The 13,938-nt window shown below is 65.0% G+C and carries 10 protein-coding genes; 4 read left to right on the top strand and 6 right to left on the bottom strand.

What is annotated here, in order from left to right; genetic code table 11:
• The first annotated feature begins 33 nt into the window (after positions 1–33).
• Positions 34–663: a glutathione S-transferase family protein gene (locus KMZ68_RS23630; RefSeq protein WP_215613520.1), complete on the top strand. Its 630-nt coding sequence runs from the start codon at positions 34–36 to the stop codon at positions 661–663.
• A 239-nt stretch (positions 664–902) separates the two neighbouring features.
• Here the strand turns inward: KMZ68_RS23630 and maiA are convergent, their stop codons facing one another.
• The 4 genes from maiA to metF form a co-directional block, all read right to left on the bottom strand.
• A complete protein-coding gene (gene maiA, locus KMZ68_RS23625; protein WP_215613519.1) occupies positions 903–1,565 on the bottom strand; it encodes a maleylacetoacetate isomerase in 663 nt (220 codons plus the stop codon).
• 172 nt (positions 1,566–1,737) lie between these two features.
• Positions 1,738–2,733 (bottom strand): helix-turn-helix transcriptional regulator, encoded by a 996-nt coding sequence (locus tag KMZ68_RS23620; protein ID WP_215613518.1) that lies wholly within the window; start codon positions 2,731–2,733, stop codon positions 1,738–1,740.
• A gap of 249 nt (positions 2,734–2,982) precedes the next feature.
• A complete protein-coding gene (metH, locus tag KMZ68_RS23615; protein WP_215613517.1) occupies positions 2,983–6,858 on the bottom strand; it encodes a methionine synthase in 3,876 nt (1,291 codons plus the stop codon).
• A 4-nt stretch (positions 6,859–6,862) separates the two neighbouring features.
• Entirely contained in the window at positions 6,863–7,777 is a 915-nt protein-coding gene (metF, locus tag KMZ68_RS23610) for a methylenetetrahydrofolate reductase [NAD(P)H] (RefSeq protein ID WP_215613516.1), read from the bottom strand.
• Between the two features lie 415 nt (positions 7,778–8,192).
• Here metF and KMZ68_RS23605 point away from each other — a divergent pair, with 415 nt between their 5' ends.
• Positions 8,193–9,212: an LLM class flavin-dependent oxidoreductase gene (locus KMZ68_RS23605; RefSeq protein WP_215613515.1), complete on the top strand. Its 1,020-nt coding sequence runs from the start codon at positions 8,193–8,195 to the stop codon at positions 9,210–9,212.
• Positions 9,213–9,353: 141 nt separating this feature from the next.
• Here the strand turns inward: KMZ68_RS23605 and KMZ68_RS23600 are convergent, their stop codons facing one another.
• Positions 9,354–10,214, bottom strand: coding sequence for a prephenate dehydratase (locus KMZ68_RS23600; protein WP_215613514.1), 861 nt, complete (start codon positions 10,212–10,214; stop codon positions 9,354–9,356).
• Positions 10,215–10,237: 23 nt separating this feature from the next.
• Entirely contained in the window at positions 10,238–10,996 is a 759-nt protein-coding gene (locus KMZ68_RS23595; RefSeq protein ID WP_215613513.1) for a 3-deoxy-manno-octulosonate cytidylyltransferase, read from the bottom strand.
• A 199-nt stretch (positions 10,997–11,195) separates the two neighbouring features.
• Here KMZ68_RS23595 and KMZ68_RS23590 point away from each other — a divergent pair, with 199 nt between their 5' ends.
• Both KMZ68_RS23590 and KMZ68_RS23585 read left to right on the top strand, forming a co-directional pair.
• Positions 11,196–11,744, top strand: coding sequence for a c-type cytochrome (locus KMZ68_RS23590; protein ID WP_215613512.1), 549 nt, complete (start codon positions 11,196–11,198; stop codon positions 11,742–11,744).
• A 291-nt stretch (positions 11,745–12,035) separates the two neighbouring features.
• Positions 12,036–13,928 (top strand): extracellular solute-binding protein, encoded by a 1,893-nt coding sequence (locus KMZ68_RS23585; protein ID WP_215613511.1) that lies wholly within the window; start codon positions 12,036–12,038, stop codon positions 13,926–13,928.
• Positions 13,929–13,938: the final 10 nt, after the last annotated feature.

Genomic DNA, 13,938 nt, shown 5'->3' with positions numbered 1-13,938 from the left:
AAGTGATGACGATGAGAGAGGTGCCAAAACCCCATGATCCTGATCGGCCAATACGACTCCCCCTTCGTCCGCCGCGTGGCGATTGCGCTGCGGCTTTATGGCCTGCCCTATGAGCACCGGCCGTGGTCGACCTTCGGCGACGCCGACAAGATCGCAGCCTTCAATCCGCTGCGGCGGGTGCCGACCTTGGTGCTCGATGACGGCGAGGTGCTGATCGAGAGCAGCGCGATACTGGATTATCTCGACGAACTGGTCGGGCCGGAAAAGGCGATGATCGCGGGAAAGGGTCCGGCGCGCCGCCATGCTTTGAAAATCTGCGCGCTCGGCAGCGGGCTTGCCGACAAGGCGGTCAGCCTGATCTACGAGCGGGTGCTGCGCAAGGATCAGCTGGAGCTGTGGGTCGAGCGCTGCCAGGCCCAGATCGGCGGCGTGCTCGACCTGCTGGAAAAGGAGCGCGCCGCGGTGGCGACGCCGTACTGGTTCGGGGAGCGGATCGGTCACGCCGACATCATGGTGGCCTGCGCGCTGCGCTTTACGAGCGAGGCGCATCCGGCGCTGTTCCCGGCCGCGCGTTATCCGGCGCTGACGGCGCACGCCGAAGCTTGCGAGGCGCTGGAGCCGTTCCGGAAAGTCGTGCAGAAGCTCGATCCGCCGAAGGGGTGAAGGTGGCGGGCTTCTTCCCTTCTCCCCTTGTGGGAGAAGGTGGCGGCCGAAGGCTGCCGGATGAGTGCACGGTGCAACAACAAACACCGCCGTCGTCCCGGCCTTGAGCCGGGACCCATACTCCGCGGCCTCTCTGGCTTGGCTCCGGCGTCAAACACCTTCTGCAGGCAACACAGGCTGCGGAGTATGGGTCCCGGCGTTCGCCGGGACGACGTGTGGTGGGCGTGCCAATGCCTCCCTCACTTCCTCACCCGCATCGCCTCCGGCGTATCCGGCTGGGCCAGCGGATGCGCGGCCGCAAAGGCCGGCAGCGCCATCGCGGTCTCGAAGATGCGCTTCACGATGGGCCAGGGTTTGAGATCGATCTGCTGGGTCAGCGCCACGCTGACGTGGCCGACCATGCAGATGTCGGCGAGCGTCGGCGTGTCGCCATGGCAGAAGCGGCCGGTGGCCTTGTCGTTGGCGAGAATGGCTTCCAGCGCGGCCAGCGTCTCCGTCGTCCAGTGCCGCCGCCACGCCGCTTGCTGGGTCTCCCGCAGATTCAGTTCGTGATCGAGATAGCGCCGCACCCGCGGCACCAGGAGCGGATGGCCTTCGCAGGCGACCATCAGCGCCAGCGCGCGCACCCTGGCGCGGCCGCGCGGATCGGCCGGCAATAGCGGCGGGGCGGGATGGGTCTCGTCGAGATATTCGATGATCGCGAGCGACTGGAACAGGGTGGTGCCGTCGTCCTCGACCAGCGCCGGCAGCGCCATCTGCGGATTGACCTTGCGGTAGTCATCGGCGCGGTGCGCGTCGGCGTCGATATCGACGAATACGATTTCGGCCGGCAGGCCCTTGAGATTGAGCGCGATGCGAACGCGAAAACTCGCCAGCGATCGCCAGAAGGAAAAGAATTTCATGGGGGGCTCCGTCCTTCTTCCCTCTCCCCCTGTGGGAGAGGGTGGATCGAATGCGCTCGCGCATTCGAGACGGGTGAGGGGTCTGTTTCCGCGGATAGAGACCCCTCATCCGGCAGCCTTCGGCTGCCACCTTCTCCCACAAGGGGAGAAGGGAAGAAAGTGGCACCCGCCCTCACTCCAATCCCTCGCGCCAGCTCCGCCGCGCGGCCTCGCGGAAATCGGAGGGCTTGGCGCCGAAATGGCGGCGGAAGGCGCGGTTGAAATAGGAGATGTCGCCGAAGCCGCTGGCGTAGACGATCTGCGCGATGCTCATGCCGTTGCAGCGGCGGTCGATCAGCATGCGATGGGCCTTGACCAGCCGCTCGTGCAGCACGAAGGCGGAAAACGACGAGCCGTCCTGCTCGAACAGCTTTCGCACATAGCGCGGCGAGATGCCGTGACGGGCCGCGATCAGGTCGGCCGACAGCTCGCCGCGGCCGAGCTCGCGCAGGATATCCGATTTCATGGCGCCGAGCCGCGCCGCCCTGGCGCCGCGCGCCTGCGCCATCTCGGCGTAATCGCCGCGCGCGCCCAGCGCCAGAGCTGCCAGGTCGATGATGTGATCGGACACGCTCTGCCCGATGCGGGGATGGGTCAGCTCGTCGCCGGCCTGCACCACCTCGAGATAGCGGGTCAGGAGCCGCAGCGCCGTGCTGCTGCCCGGGACCGGCCGCCCGAAGGCCTGCGACAGGTCCGGAACCAGTGCGGCGAGGCTGCGGCGCGACAGCGCCAGCGTGATGAAACTGCCATCCGTGTACAGCGTCGAGGTCGAGGGATCGGTCGGCACCAGCACGCTGGCGCTGCCGACGCCGCTGATCAGCTCGTTGCCGAACTGCGTGGCGGAAGCGGCGCCGCTGCGCAGGATGCTGAGCGCGATGATGTCACGGCCGCGTCCGGCGAGCTCCCGCGTCACCCGGTAATGCGCCGGCGAGCGCGAGCCGGCGGCGATGCTGACATTGGGCAGCAGGTTGAAGGTGACGTCGGCGCGAAACGGCTTGTCGCCGATCGGCTCGATATTGACATTGGCGATGCCGCGGCCGTAGATCTCCTGCCAGGTCGCCAGCCGCTTGTGCTCGGCGAACGCATTCGTGGAGATATGTGCGTGGCCGAGCGGTTCGATGTTCTGCATGGCGCCCCCTGCCCAGGAATCGATCTCTCCTCTGGTAGTCGCGGCCAATTGAAGACGCGTTCATGAAGACGGGCGCTGTTGAAGCGCCTGTTCCGCATGGTCCCACGGTTGTTCCGCCCAGGACAAGTCCGCGTGTCGGCCGGGACACAGCGGCCATGGAAACGGCCGTCGTGCCGGCGGATAGAGACCCCTCATCCGGCGCTTCGCGCCACCTTCTCCCACAGGGGGAGAAGGGAAACAAGAATCCACCTACGCCCGTGCCGCCTTCTTGCGATACGCCAGATGCACCGCGCAATTGCAGCCGGGCGGATGCGACGACACGTCGTTGGCGGGCTCGGCGGAGGTCGGCGCCAAAGTCGGCATCGCTTCCCTGAGGCGGCGATCCTGCTCGGACTGATCCTGCGCCGGAATATAATTCAGCACCGGCGCCAGCCAGCGCTCGGCTTCCGCCACGCTCCAGCCTTTGCGCGAAGCGTAGTCCTCGACCTGGTCGCGCTCGATCTTGCCGACGCCGAAGTAAAAACTCTCGGGATGGCTGAAATAGAGCCCGGACACCGAGGAGCCCGGCCACATCGCATAGCTCTCCGTCAGCTTCACGCCGGCGGTGTTCTCGGCATCGAGCAGCGCGAACAGCGTCGCCTTCTCGGTGTGATCGGGCTGCGCCGGATAGCCCGGCGCCGGGCGGATGCCCTGATACTGTTCGAGGATCAGTTGTTCCGGCGAAAGCGCCTCGTCCGGCGCGTAGCCCCAGAACTCGCGGCGCACGCGGGCATGCATCCGCTCGGCAAAGGCCTCGGCGAGACGATCGGCCAGCGCCTTGCACAGGATCGAGGAGTAGTCGTCGTTGGCGTTCTTGAAGCGGTCGGCGATAATGTCCTCGCCGATCCCGGCGGTGACCACGAAGGCGCCGATATAGTCGGGCACGCCCGACGTAACAGGCGCGATGAAATCCGACAGCGCCGAGTTGAAGCGGCCTTCGCGCTTCTCCAGCTGCTGGCGCAGGGTGTGGAACGTCGCGATCTGTTGTTTGCGGCTGTCATCGGCGTAGACCACGATGTCGTCGCCCTCGGCGTTGGCGGGCCAGAACCCGATCGTTGCCTGCGCCTTGAACCATTTCTCCGCGATGATGCGATCGAGCATCTTGCGGGCGTCGTCATAGAGCGAGCGCGCGACTTCGCCGACCTTCGAGTCGTCGAGAATCGCCGGGAAACGCCCGGTCAGTTCCCAGGTCTGGAAGAACGGCGTCCAGTCGATGTAGGTGGCCAATTCGGCGAGATCGTAATCGGCAAAGCTCCGGATGCCGAGGAACGCCGGCTTCTTCGGCGGCGTCCTGGCAAAATCGATCGTGACCGCGTTGGCGCGGGCGTCCGCCAGCTTCAGCCGCCTCTTGTCGGCCTGCGCCCGGAAATGCGCCGCGGAGATTTTGGCATAATCCGCGCGCACCTCGGCGGCATAGGCTTCGCGCCGCTCCGGCGACAGCAGCGAGGAGGCGACGCCGACGGCGCGGCTGGCGTCGTTGACATGCACCACCGGGCCGCCCTTGTAGTTCGGATCGATCTTGACCGCGGTATGGACGCGGCTGGTGGTGGCGCCGCCGATCAACAGCGGCACCGTCATGCCCTGCCGTTCCAGCTCGCCGGCCAGAAAACTCATCTCGTCCAGCGACGGCGTGATCAGGCCGGACAGCCCGATGATGTCGGCGCCCTCGGCCTTGGCGGTCTCGATGATCTTCGAGGCCGGCACCATGACGCCGAGATCGATCACCTCGAAATTGTTACACTGCAGCACGATGCCGACGATGTTCTTGCCGATGTCGTGGACGTCGCCCTTGACGGTGGCGAGCACGATCTTGCCGGCCGAGTTGCGGCCGTCGCCCTCGATGCCATTGGCGAGGTTGCGCGCCTTTTCCTCTTCCATGAACGGCATCAGATAGGCCACCGCCTGCTTCATGACGCGGGCGGATTTCACCACCTGCGGCAGGAACATCTTGCCGTCGCCGAACAGGTCGCCGACGATATTCATGCCGGCCATCAGCGGGCCTTCGATGACGTTGAGCGGGCGCTCGACCGTTTGCCGTGCGGCCTCGGTGTCGGCCTCGATATATTCGGTGATGCCGTGCACCAGCGCGTGGCTGAGCCTCTTTTCGACCGGCCATTCGCGCCAGGCGAGGTCCTGCTCCTTGGTCTGCTTCTCCTTGCCGCGGAATTTTTCGGCCAACGCCAGCAGCCGTTCCGACGCGCCGGGGTCGCGATTCAGAATCACGTCCTCGCACACCTGCCGCAGCTCGGGATCAATGTCGTCATAGACGATCATCTGCCCGGCATTGACGATGCCCATGTCCATGCCGGCATGAATCGCGTGGTAGAGAAACACCGAATGCATCGCCTCGCGCACCGGCTCGTTGCCGCGGAACGAGAACGACAGGTTGGAGACGCCGCCGGAAATATGGGCGTGCGGCAGGTTGGCGCGGATCCAGCGCGTCGCCTCGATGAAGTCGACGCCGTAATTATTGTGCTCTTCGAGTCCCGTGGCGATCGCGAAGATGTTGGGATCGAAGATGATGTCTTCCGGCGGGAAGTCGAGCTGGCCCACCAGGATGTCATAGGCGCGCTTGCAGATTTCGGTCTTGCGCGCGAACGTGTCGGCCTGGCCGGCCTCGTCGAACGCCATCACCACCACGGCAGCGCCGTGGCGCCGCGCGATCCGAGCCTCGTGAATGAATTTTGTCTCGCCTTCCTTCATCGAGATCGAATTCACCACCGGCTTGCCCTGAACGCATTTCAGGCCGGCTTCGATCACGGCGAACTTCGACGAATCGACCATCACCGGGACGCGGGCGATGTCGGGTTCGGCGGCGACGAGGTTGAGGAACGTCACCATCGCGGCTTCGGAATCCAGCAGGCCCTCGTCCATGTTGACGTCGATGATCTGGGCGCCGTTCTCGACCTGGTCGCGCGCTACCTGCAGGGCTGCGGTGTAATCGCCCGCGGTGATCAATTTGCGGAATTTGGCGGAGCCCGTGACGTTGGTGCGCTCGCCGACGTTGACGAAGGGGATCGCGGGCGTCAGTTCGAACGGCTCGAGTCCCGACAGCCGCAGCCGCGGCTCGATCGCGGGGACGACGCGGGGCTTGTGCGGCGCGACGGCAGCCGCAATCGCGGCGATATGGGCCGGCGTGGTGCCGCAGCAGCCGCCGACGATGTTGACGAGGCCGGCCTGGGCGAATTCGCCGATCAGCCGCGCCATGTATTCCGGGCTCTCGTCGTACTGGCCGAATTCGTTGGGCAATCCCGCGTTGGGATAGGCGCACACCAGCGTATCGGCGACGCGGCCGATGTCGGCGATGTGGGCGCGCAGATCCTCGGCGCCGAGCGCGCAGTTGAAGCCGACCGTGATCGGCCTGGCGTGGCGCACCGAATTCCAGAACGCTTCCGGCAACTGGCCCGACAACAGCCGGCCGGACTTGTCGGTGATGGTGCCGGAGATCATCACCGGCACGTCGACGCCGCGCGCCTCGGCGATTTCCGCGATCGCATACAGCGCCGCCTTGGCGTTCAGCGTGTCGAAGATGGTCTCGACCAGCAGCAGGTCGGCGCCGCCGTCGAGCAGGCCGTTGATCTGCTCGCCGTAAGCCTTGCGCAGGTCGTCGAAGGTGACGGCGCGGTAGCCGGGGTTGGAGACGTCGGGCGATATCGAGGCGGTGCGGTTGGTTGGGCCGAGCGCACCGGCGACGAAGCGTGGTTTGCCGTCTTCGGCGGCGACGCGTTCGGCGGCGGCGCGCGCAAGCTTCGCGCCATCCCGGTTGAGTTCATAGGCGAGGTCCGACATGTCGTAGTCGGCCTGCGCGATCGAGGTCGAGGAGAAGGTGTTGGTGGCGACGATGTCGGCGCCGGCGCGCAGATATTCGGCGTGGATGTCCTCGATCGCTTTCGGCTGCGTCAGGATCAACAGGTCGTTGTTGCCGCGGACGTCGCGGTGGAAATCCGCAAAACGCGCGCCGCGAAACGCCGCCTCGTCATATGCGAGGGCCTGGATCATGGTGCCCATGGCGCCGTCGAGCACCAGGATGCGCTCGCGGGCAGCCGCGAGCAAGGCGGTTCGCTTTTCGGAGACGGGTACGGTCATCGGATCAGGCGGCTTTCTGTGCGCCCTGCGGGCGAATGCCGAGCAAATGGCAGATCGCGAACACGAGGTCCGCGCGGTTCATGGTGTAGAAGTGGAAGGTGTCGACGCCGTGCTTGGCCAGCTTTTGCACCTGGCCGGCGGCAACCGTCGCCGCCACCAGCTTGCGCGTCTCGGCATCGTCGTCGAGGCCTTCGAATTTTGCCGCGAGCCAGTCCGGCACCGACGTGCCGGCACGGGTGACGAAATTGCGGGCCTGCTTGAAATTGTGCATCGGCATGATGCCGGGCACGATCGGAATGGCGATGCCGCGCGCCCTGACACGGTCGAGGTAGCGGAAGTAGAGGTCGTTGTCGAAGAACACCTGCGTAATGGCACGCGTCGCGCCGGCATCGACCTTGGCCTTCAGCGTATCGATGTCGGCATCGAAGTCGCGGCTTTCCGGATGTTTTTCCGGATAGGCGGAGACCGAAACCTCGATGTCGCCGTGCTGCCGCTTGATGCCGGCTACGAGTTCGGCCGAGGTCTGGTAGCCGTCGGGATGGGTGGAGTAGGCGGTGCCGATGCCGCCGGGCGGATCGCCGCGCAGCGCGACGATATGGCGGACGCCGATGTCGTGATAGCGGCCGACGATCTCATCGATCTCGCCGCGCGAAGCGCCAACGCAGGTCAGATGCGCCGCCGGCGTCAGGTCGGTTTCAGCCAGGATGCGGGCGATGGTGGAATGGGTGCGCTCGCGGGTCGATCCGCCGGCGCCATAGGTTACCGAGACGAAATTCGGGGTGAGCGGCGCCAGGCGCTTGATGGTCTCCCACAGGCTCTTCTCCATCTCCTCGGTCTTCGGCGGGAAGAACTCGAACGAGATGCCAGGCGATTTGAGCGCGCGGTGCCCGTCAGGCGCGGGGGACGTAACCTCGGTCATGGCACCACAAACTCCACTCAAAGCGCTCGGGAACGGCTGGCTTAGCTGCCGAGACGCTAAAATAAGCCAAACGGGGCCAGCGCAATAGCCCATCGTTTATGGGAAATTGCCCAATATTAGCATTTCATATGGAATTATCGTTCAATTATTCAAATGGTGGGCATAGCAAGACGAAAGTCTCTTGCTCGAAATTTCAATGAAATACGACAAAATCCAGCCATTTTCCGATATTTTGCTTACTGGGATGCCATGCCGCTCGGATCTTCACTCGTGGGCAGATCGTAATTCACTAGTTTGTCTGAAGGTTTGGCCCACCGACCATGTCCAGACTACCGTCGCCGATGCCCGCCGGCGCGCCCCTGACCTGCGCGGCAAGGGCCTTTGTCGGCCCGGCCAGGCGCATTAGTTTACCGCCATGATTCCGCTCTCGATCCTCGACCTCTCCGTCGTCACGTCAGGCACCAGGCCCGCGGCGGCCTTGCGCAACAGCATCGACCTGGCGCGCCATGCCGATGGCCTCGGCTACGTCCGCTACTGGCTGGCCGAGCATCACAATCTTGCATCGGTGGCGAGCCCGGCGCCCGACCTGATGATCGGGCAGATCGCGGCGGTAACCAAGCACATCCGGGTCGGTTCCGGCGGCGTGATGCTGCCCAACCACGCGCCGCTGGTGGTGGCCGAGCGCTTCAAGATGCTGGAGGCGCTGTTTCCCGGCCGCATAGATCTCGGCCTCGGCCGCGCCCCCGGCACCGACGGCGCCACCGCGCATGCGCTGCGCAGCCGGCTCGACCGCCGCGACGGCGACGACTTCCTCGAGCGGCTGCATGAATTGATCCTGTGGGAGACCCGCGATTTTCCGCCCGGACATCCCTACCACAATGTGGTGGCGATGCCGGACGACAGCCCGCTGCCGCCGATCTGGCTGCTCGGCTCCAGCGATTATTCATCGGAGCTGTCGGCGCAGATCGGGATGGGTTTTGCGTTCGCGCACCACTTCGCCACCCATGACGCCGTCGAAGCGATGATGAATTACCGCACCCACTTCAAGCCGTCGGGCTGGCGCGCGGCGCCCCACGGCATTCTCGCCGTCGCCGTGGTGGCGGCCGAGACCGATGCAGAGGCCGAAAAGCTGGCGTCGTCGATGGATCTCAACCGCCTGCGCCGCGACCGCGGCCAGTACCTGCCGCTGCCCAGCGTCGAGGAGGCCCTGGCCTATCCCTACACCGACTCTGAGCGCGCCTCGATCGCCCGCAACCGCTCGCGGCTGTTCGTCGGCAGCCCGGCCACGGTGCTGCAACAACTGCAGCCGATGATTACGGCAAGCCAGGCCGACGAGCTGATGGTCATCACCGCGGTCTACGACCACGATGCGCGCAAGAAATCCTACAGCCTGCTGGCGGACGCGTTCGGGCTTGGGAAGAGGGCCGCGGCGTAACCCTCGTCGTCCCGGCCTTGAGCCGGGACCCATAATCACCGCTGCAAATTGTTGCGGTAGGCGTCAGCCACAGCGCCTTGTTGATGCATCACGGTCCCGGCTCAAGGCCGGGATGACATGCGGAGAAATCCCGCGGTTAACTCACTCCGCCTTCTCGCTGAACGTCGCGCGGAACGGGTGGGCGGGGTAGACGCCGACGATGCGCAGCTCGCGCGAGAAGAACTTCAGCTCCTCCAGCGCGAACGCCAGCCCCCTGTCCTCGGGATGGCCGTCGACGTCGGCATAGAATTGCGTGGCGAAGAAATTGCCGTCGACCATGTAGCTTTCCAATTTCGTCATGTTGACGCCGTTGGTGGCGAAGCCGCCCATCGCCTTGTAGAGCGCGGCGGGCAGGTTGCGCACCCGGAAAACGAAACTGGTGACCAGCGGCCCCGATCCCTGTTCGGCCCATGCCGCCTCGCGCGCCAGCACCACGAAGCGCGTGGTGTTGTGGGTCTCGTCCTCGACGTCCTCGGCGAGGATATCGAGGCCGTAGATGTCGGCGGCAAGCCTCGAGGCGATCGAGGCGCAGCTCTTGTCGCCGCGCTCGGCGACGATGCGGGCGCTTCCTGCGGTATCGCCCGAGACGATCGGCTTGATCTTGAGCTTGCGGATGATGTTGCGGCATTGGCCGAGCGCGTGGACGTGGCTCTCCACCGTCTTGATGTCGGAGAGCCTGGCGCCGCGCGGCGCCATCATCTGGTGGTGGATCGGCAGGAAGTATTCGCCGACGATGAACAGGCCGGATTGCGGCAGCAGATGATGGATGTCGGCGACGCGGCCGGCGACCGAGTTCTCGATCGGGATCATGCCGAGGTCGGCCTCCCCCGAGGCGATCGCGGCCAGCGCGTCCTCGAAGGTCGGGCACGGCAACGGCTCGGCGTCGGGATAGGCTTCGACGATGGCGATGTGGGAATTGGCGCCCGGCTCGCCCTGGAAGGCAATTTTCAGCTTTTTTGTCATGATGTTTTCCTGGGGGCCTTGTATCAGCCGTTCAGGCTTTTGCCAGCGTCAGCCAGGTTGCGGCGGGCGGTTTCGAGATCGGCCGGCGTATCGACGCCGCGCGGCACCGTGTCGACGATGCCGATATCGATCCGCATGCCGGCCTCCAGCGCCCGCAACTGCTCGAGTTTTTCCTGCTGCTCGAGCGGGGAGGGAGGCAGCGACACGAAACGCTCCAGCGCCGCCCGGCGATAGGCATAGAGGCCGATATGATGATAGCGCGGCCCATCGCCCCAGGGCGCGGTGGCGCGGGTGAAATACAGCGCGCGCAGCCGCACCGGGCTGATCGGCGAGCCGACCGCCTTCACCACGTTCGGATTGGTGGCCTCTTCCTCGGTGTGGATCCGGGCGGCCAGGGTGGCGATATCGACCGCGGGATCGGCCAGCGGCGCCAGCACGCTGCGGATATTGTCGGGGCGGATGGTCGGGAAATCGCCCTGCAGGTTGACCACGATTTCGGCCTCGCCTTTCGGATCGAGCTTGCCCAGCGCCTCGTGGATCCGGTCCGATCCGGAGGGGTGATCGGCGCGTGTCATGACCACTTCACCGCCATGGGTTGTCACGGCGGCGGCGATCTCCGGCGTGTCGGTGGCGACCGCCACCCGGCCGATCCCGGCCTCGCAGGCCCGGCGCAGCACATGGACGATCATCGGCAGGCCGGCAATGTCCAATAGCGGCTTGCCGGGCAGGCGCGTGGCCGCCATGCGGGCGGGAATCAGCACCAGAATGCGGGGGTCGGTCATCGGGTTCGGACCCGGCTCACAGGATCAGGAATTGATGGGGATGGGCGGAAAGTTGGGGCGTTTATACGGGTTGCCAGAGCCCGGGCAAACCGATATCTCATCGTCGCTCGGGGTGCGGTGCGAAAGCCGATTCCTGACGCTCATCCGGGCCGTCTCTCCGGCCTTTAAGTCGACCTTCCGGCCTGGAGCCTGATCCAAAATGGACTCCTTCGAACTCAATAAAATTCTCGGCGCCATTCTGGCCACCTGTCTTCTCCTGCTGGTGACGAGCTTCACCGCCGGCGCGCTTTTTGCGCCCGAGATGCCGGCAAAGCCGGGTTTCGAAATCGCGGTCAAGGACGCAGGCCATGGCGGCGCCAAGGAAGCCGCGGCGGCGCCGTCCGAACCGATCGAGAAGCTGCTGCAGACCGCCTCCGTCGAAAAGGGCGCCGCGGCGGCGAAGAAATGCGCGGCCTGCCACACCTTCGAGAAGGGCGGCCCCAACCGCGTCGGTCCGAACCTGTTCGGCGTCGTCGAACGCGCCCGCGCCTCCGAGGCCGGCTTCAACTATTCCGCGGGCATGAAGGCCAAGGGCGGAAAGTGGACGTTCCAGGAACTCAACGCCTTCATCCTCAATCCCAAGGCCAACGTTCCCGGCACCGCGATGGGCTTCGCCGGCATCGCCAAGGACAGCGAGCGCGCCGACGTCATCGACTATCTGCGTTCGCTTGCGGACAAGCCGGTTCCGCGGCCGACGGCGTCGAAGTAACATCCCGACGCCCCACCATGGGTCTCCACCTCAAGACGGCCAGGCATTGCCTGGCCGTTTTGCTATGATCGCGGCCTTGTTATCGGGGCGTTTCGCCGCAGCGGGGGACGGAAGCATTTTTCAGCGAAGCGGACGAAGAAAACGCGTCGGACAAAGGAGATAGAGCCTCGGGTTCGATCCCGTCAGAACCGAAAAGGCTCTGGTAACATGAGGAAAAAGCAACATAATCGGTCGAATCCTTGCCTTATATTGCGTCCTCAATAGCCCGCGATAGCAATCAGGAATTCTCATTTGGCGATTACCCGACGACATCTTCTGCAGAGCGGCGCCTACGCCGCGCTCGCCCCGGCTTTGGGGATAGCGGCGGGCGTTCCCGCGGCGGAACCGGCCCACGCGCAATCGGGCGAACCGGCCTGGCGCCACGCGCTGTCGCTGTTCGGCGACATCAAATATCCCGCCGGCTTCAAGCACTTCGACTACGTCAATCCGGACGCGCCGAAGGGCGGCATCGCCCGCATGATCTCGATCGGCACCTTCGATAATTTCAACATCGCGGTCGCCGGCGTCAAAGGCTCGCTCGCGCCGGCGGCCGCCCTGATCTACGAAACGCTGATGACCAAGTCGCAGGACGAGGTCGCCACCGAATATGGCCTGGTCGCTGAGGCGGCGTCGCATCCCGACGATTTCGGCTCGGTGATCTACCGCCTGCGCAAGGAAGCCCGCTGGCACGACGGCAAGCCGGTGACGCCGGACGACGTGATCTTCTCGATCGAGGTGCTGAAGAAGTTCAGCCCGATGTACGCGTCCTATTACCGCCACGTCGTCAAGGCCGAAAAGATCGGCGAGCGCGACATCAGGTTCACCTTCGACACGACGGGCAACCGCGAACTGCCGACCATCGTCGGAGAGCTGCTGGTACTGCCGAAACACTATTGGGAAGGCACCGACAGCCAGGGCCGCAAGCGCGACATCTCGGCGACCACGCTGGAGAAGCCTCTCGGCTCCGGCCCCTACCGCATCAAGGATTTCGTCGCCGGGCGTTCGATCACGCTGGAGCGGGTCAAGGATTACTGGGGCCTCAACCTGCCGTCGCGGATCGGCCAGAACAATTTCGACGAAATGCGTTTCGAGTTCTTCCGCGACAACGTGGTGGCGCTGGAAGCCTTCAAGGCCGACCAGGCCGACTGGATCGCGGAGAATTCGGCCAAGCAATGGGCGACGGCCTACGACTTTCCGGCCGTGACCGACAAGCGCGTCGTCAAGGAGGAATTCCCGATCACCGATTCCGGCCGGATGCAGGGCTTCGTTCTCAACCTGCGCCGCGACCAGTTCAAGGACGCGCGGCTGCGCCGGGCCTTCAACTACGCCTTCGATTTCGAGGAGATGAACAAGCAGCTGTTCTATGGGCAGTACAAGCGCATCAACAGCTATTTCGAGGGCACCGAGCTTGCGTCCTCCGGCCTGCCCGAGGGGCTGGAGCTGGAGATTCTGCAGTCGGTTCGCGACAAGGTGCCGGCCGATGTCTTCACCAAGCCTTACGTCAATCCGGTCGGCGGCAATCCGGAATCGGTGCGCGTCAATCTGCGCGAGAGCGCGCGGCTCCTGAAGGAAGCCGGCTTCGAGGTGCGCGAGCGCAAGCTGGTCGATGCCTCAGGCAAGCCCGTGTCAGTCGAGATCCTGGTGCAGGACCCCTCCGCCGAGCGGATCGCGCTGTTCTACAAGCCGTCGCTGGAGCGCATCGGCGTTACCACCTCGATCCGCATCGTCGACGACGCGCAATATCAGAACCGGCTGCGCAACTTCGATTTCGACGTCATCACCGACCTCTGGGGACAGTCGCTGTCGCCCGGCAACGAGCAGCGGGAATTCTGGGGATCGCAGACCGCCGACCAGCCCGGCTCGAGAAACACCATCGGCATCAAGAATCCCGCGATCGACGCTCTGATCGAGAAGGTGATCTTCGCCAAGGATCGCCCGACGCTGGTGGCCGCGACCAGGGCGCTCGACCGCGTGCTGCTGTGGAATTTCTACGTCGTGCCGCAATTCACCTATGGCTTTTCGCGCTACGCGCGCTGGGACCGCTTCAGCCATTTCGAGCCGCTGCCGAAATACGGCCGTTCCGGGTTGCCGTCGCTGTGGTGGTTCGATGCCGACAAGGCCGGGCGGATCGGCAAGCGATCTTGAGGGATCTTTC

The sequence above is a fragment of the Bradyrhizobium sediminis genome, from assembly GCF_018736105.1.
GTDB lineage: Bacteria > Pseudomonadota > Alphaproteobacteria > Rhizobiales > Xanthobacteraceae > Bradyrhizobium.
Note: the sequence above shows the minus strand (reverse complement) of the source record. Positions and strands in the feature narration are given on the sequence as shown.

Coding starts and splice junctions, on each gene's coding strand:
- KMZ68_RS23630 (WP_215613520.1), top strand. CDS start 34: ATGATCCTGATCGGCCAATACGACTCCCCCTTCGTCCGCCGCGTGGCG.
- maiA (WP_215613519.1), bottom strand. CDS start 1,565: ATGAAATTCTTTTCCTTCTGGCGATCGCTGGCGAGTTTTCGCGTTCGC.
- KMZ68_RS23620 (WP_215613518.1), bottom strand. CDS start 2,733: ATGCAGAACATCGAACCGCTCGGCCACGCACATATCTCCACGAATGCG.
- metH (WP_215613517.1), bottom strand. CDS start 6,858: ATGACCGTACCCGTCTCCGAAAAGCGAACCGCCTTGCTCGCGGCTGCC.
- metF (WP_215613516.1), bottom strand. CDS start 7,777: ATGACCGAGGTTACGTCCCCCGCGCCTGACGGGCACCGCGCGCTCAAA.
- KMZ68_RS23605 (WP_215613515.1), top strand. CDS start 8,193: ATGATTCCGCTCTCGATCCTCGACCTCTCCGTCGTCACGTCAGGCACC.
- KMZ68_RS23600 (WP_215613514.1), bottom strand. CDS start 10,214: ATGACAAAAAAGCTGAAAATTGCCTTCCAGGGCGAGCCGGGCGCCAAT.
- KMZ68_RS23595 (WP_215613513.1), bottom strand. CDS start 10,996: ATGACCGACCCCCGCATTCTGGTGCTGATTCCCGCCCGCATGGCGGCC.
- KMZ68_RS23590 (WP_215613512.1), top strand. CDS start 11,196: ATGGACTCCTTCGAACTCAATAAAATTCTCGGCGCCATTCTGGCCACC.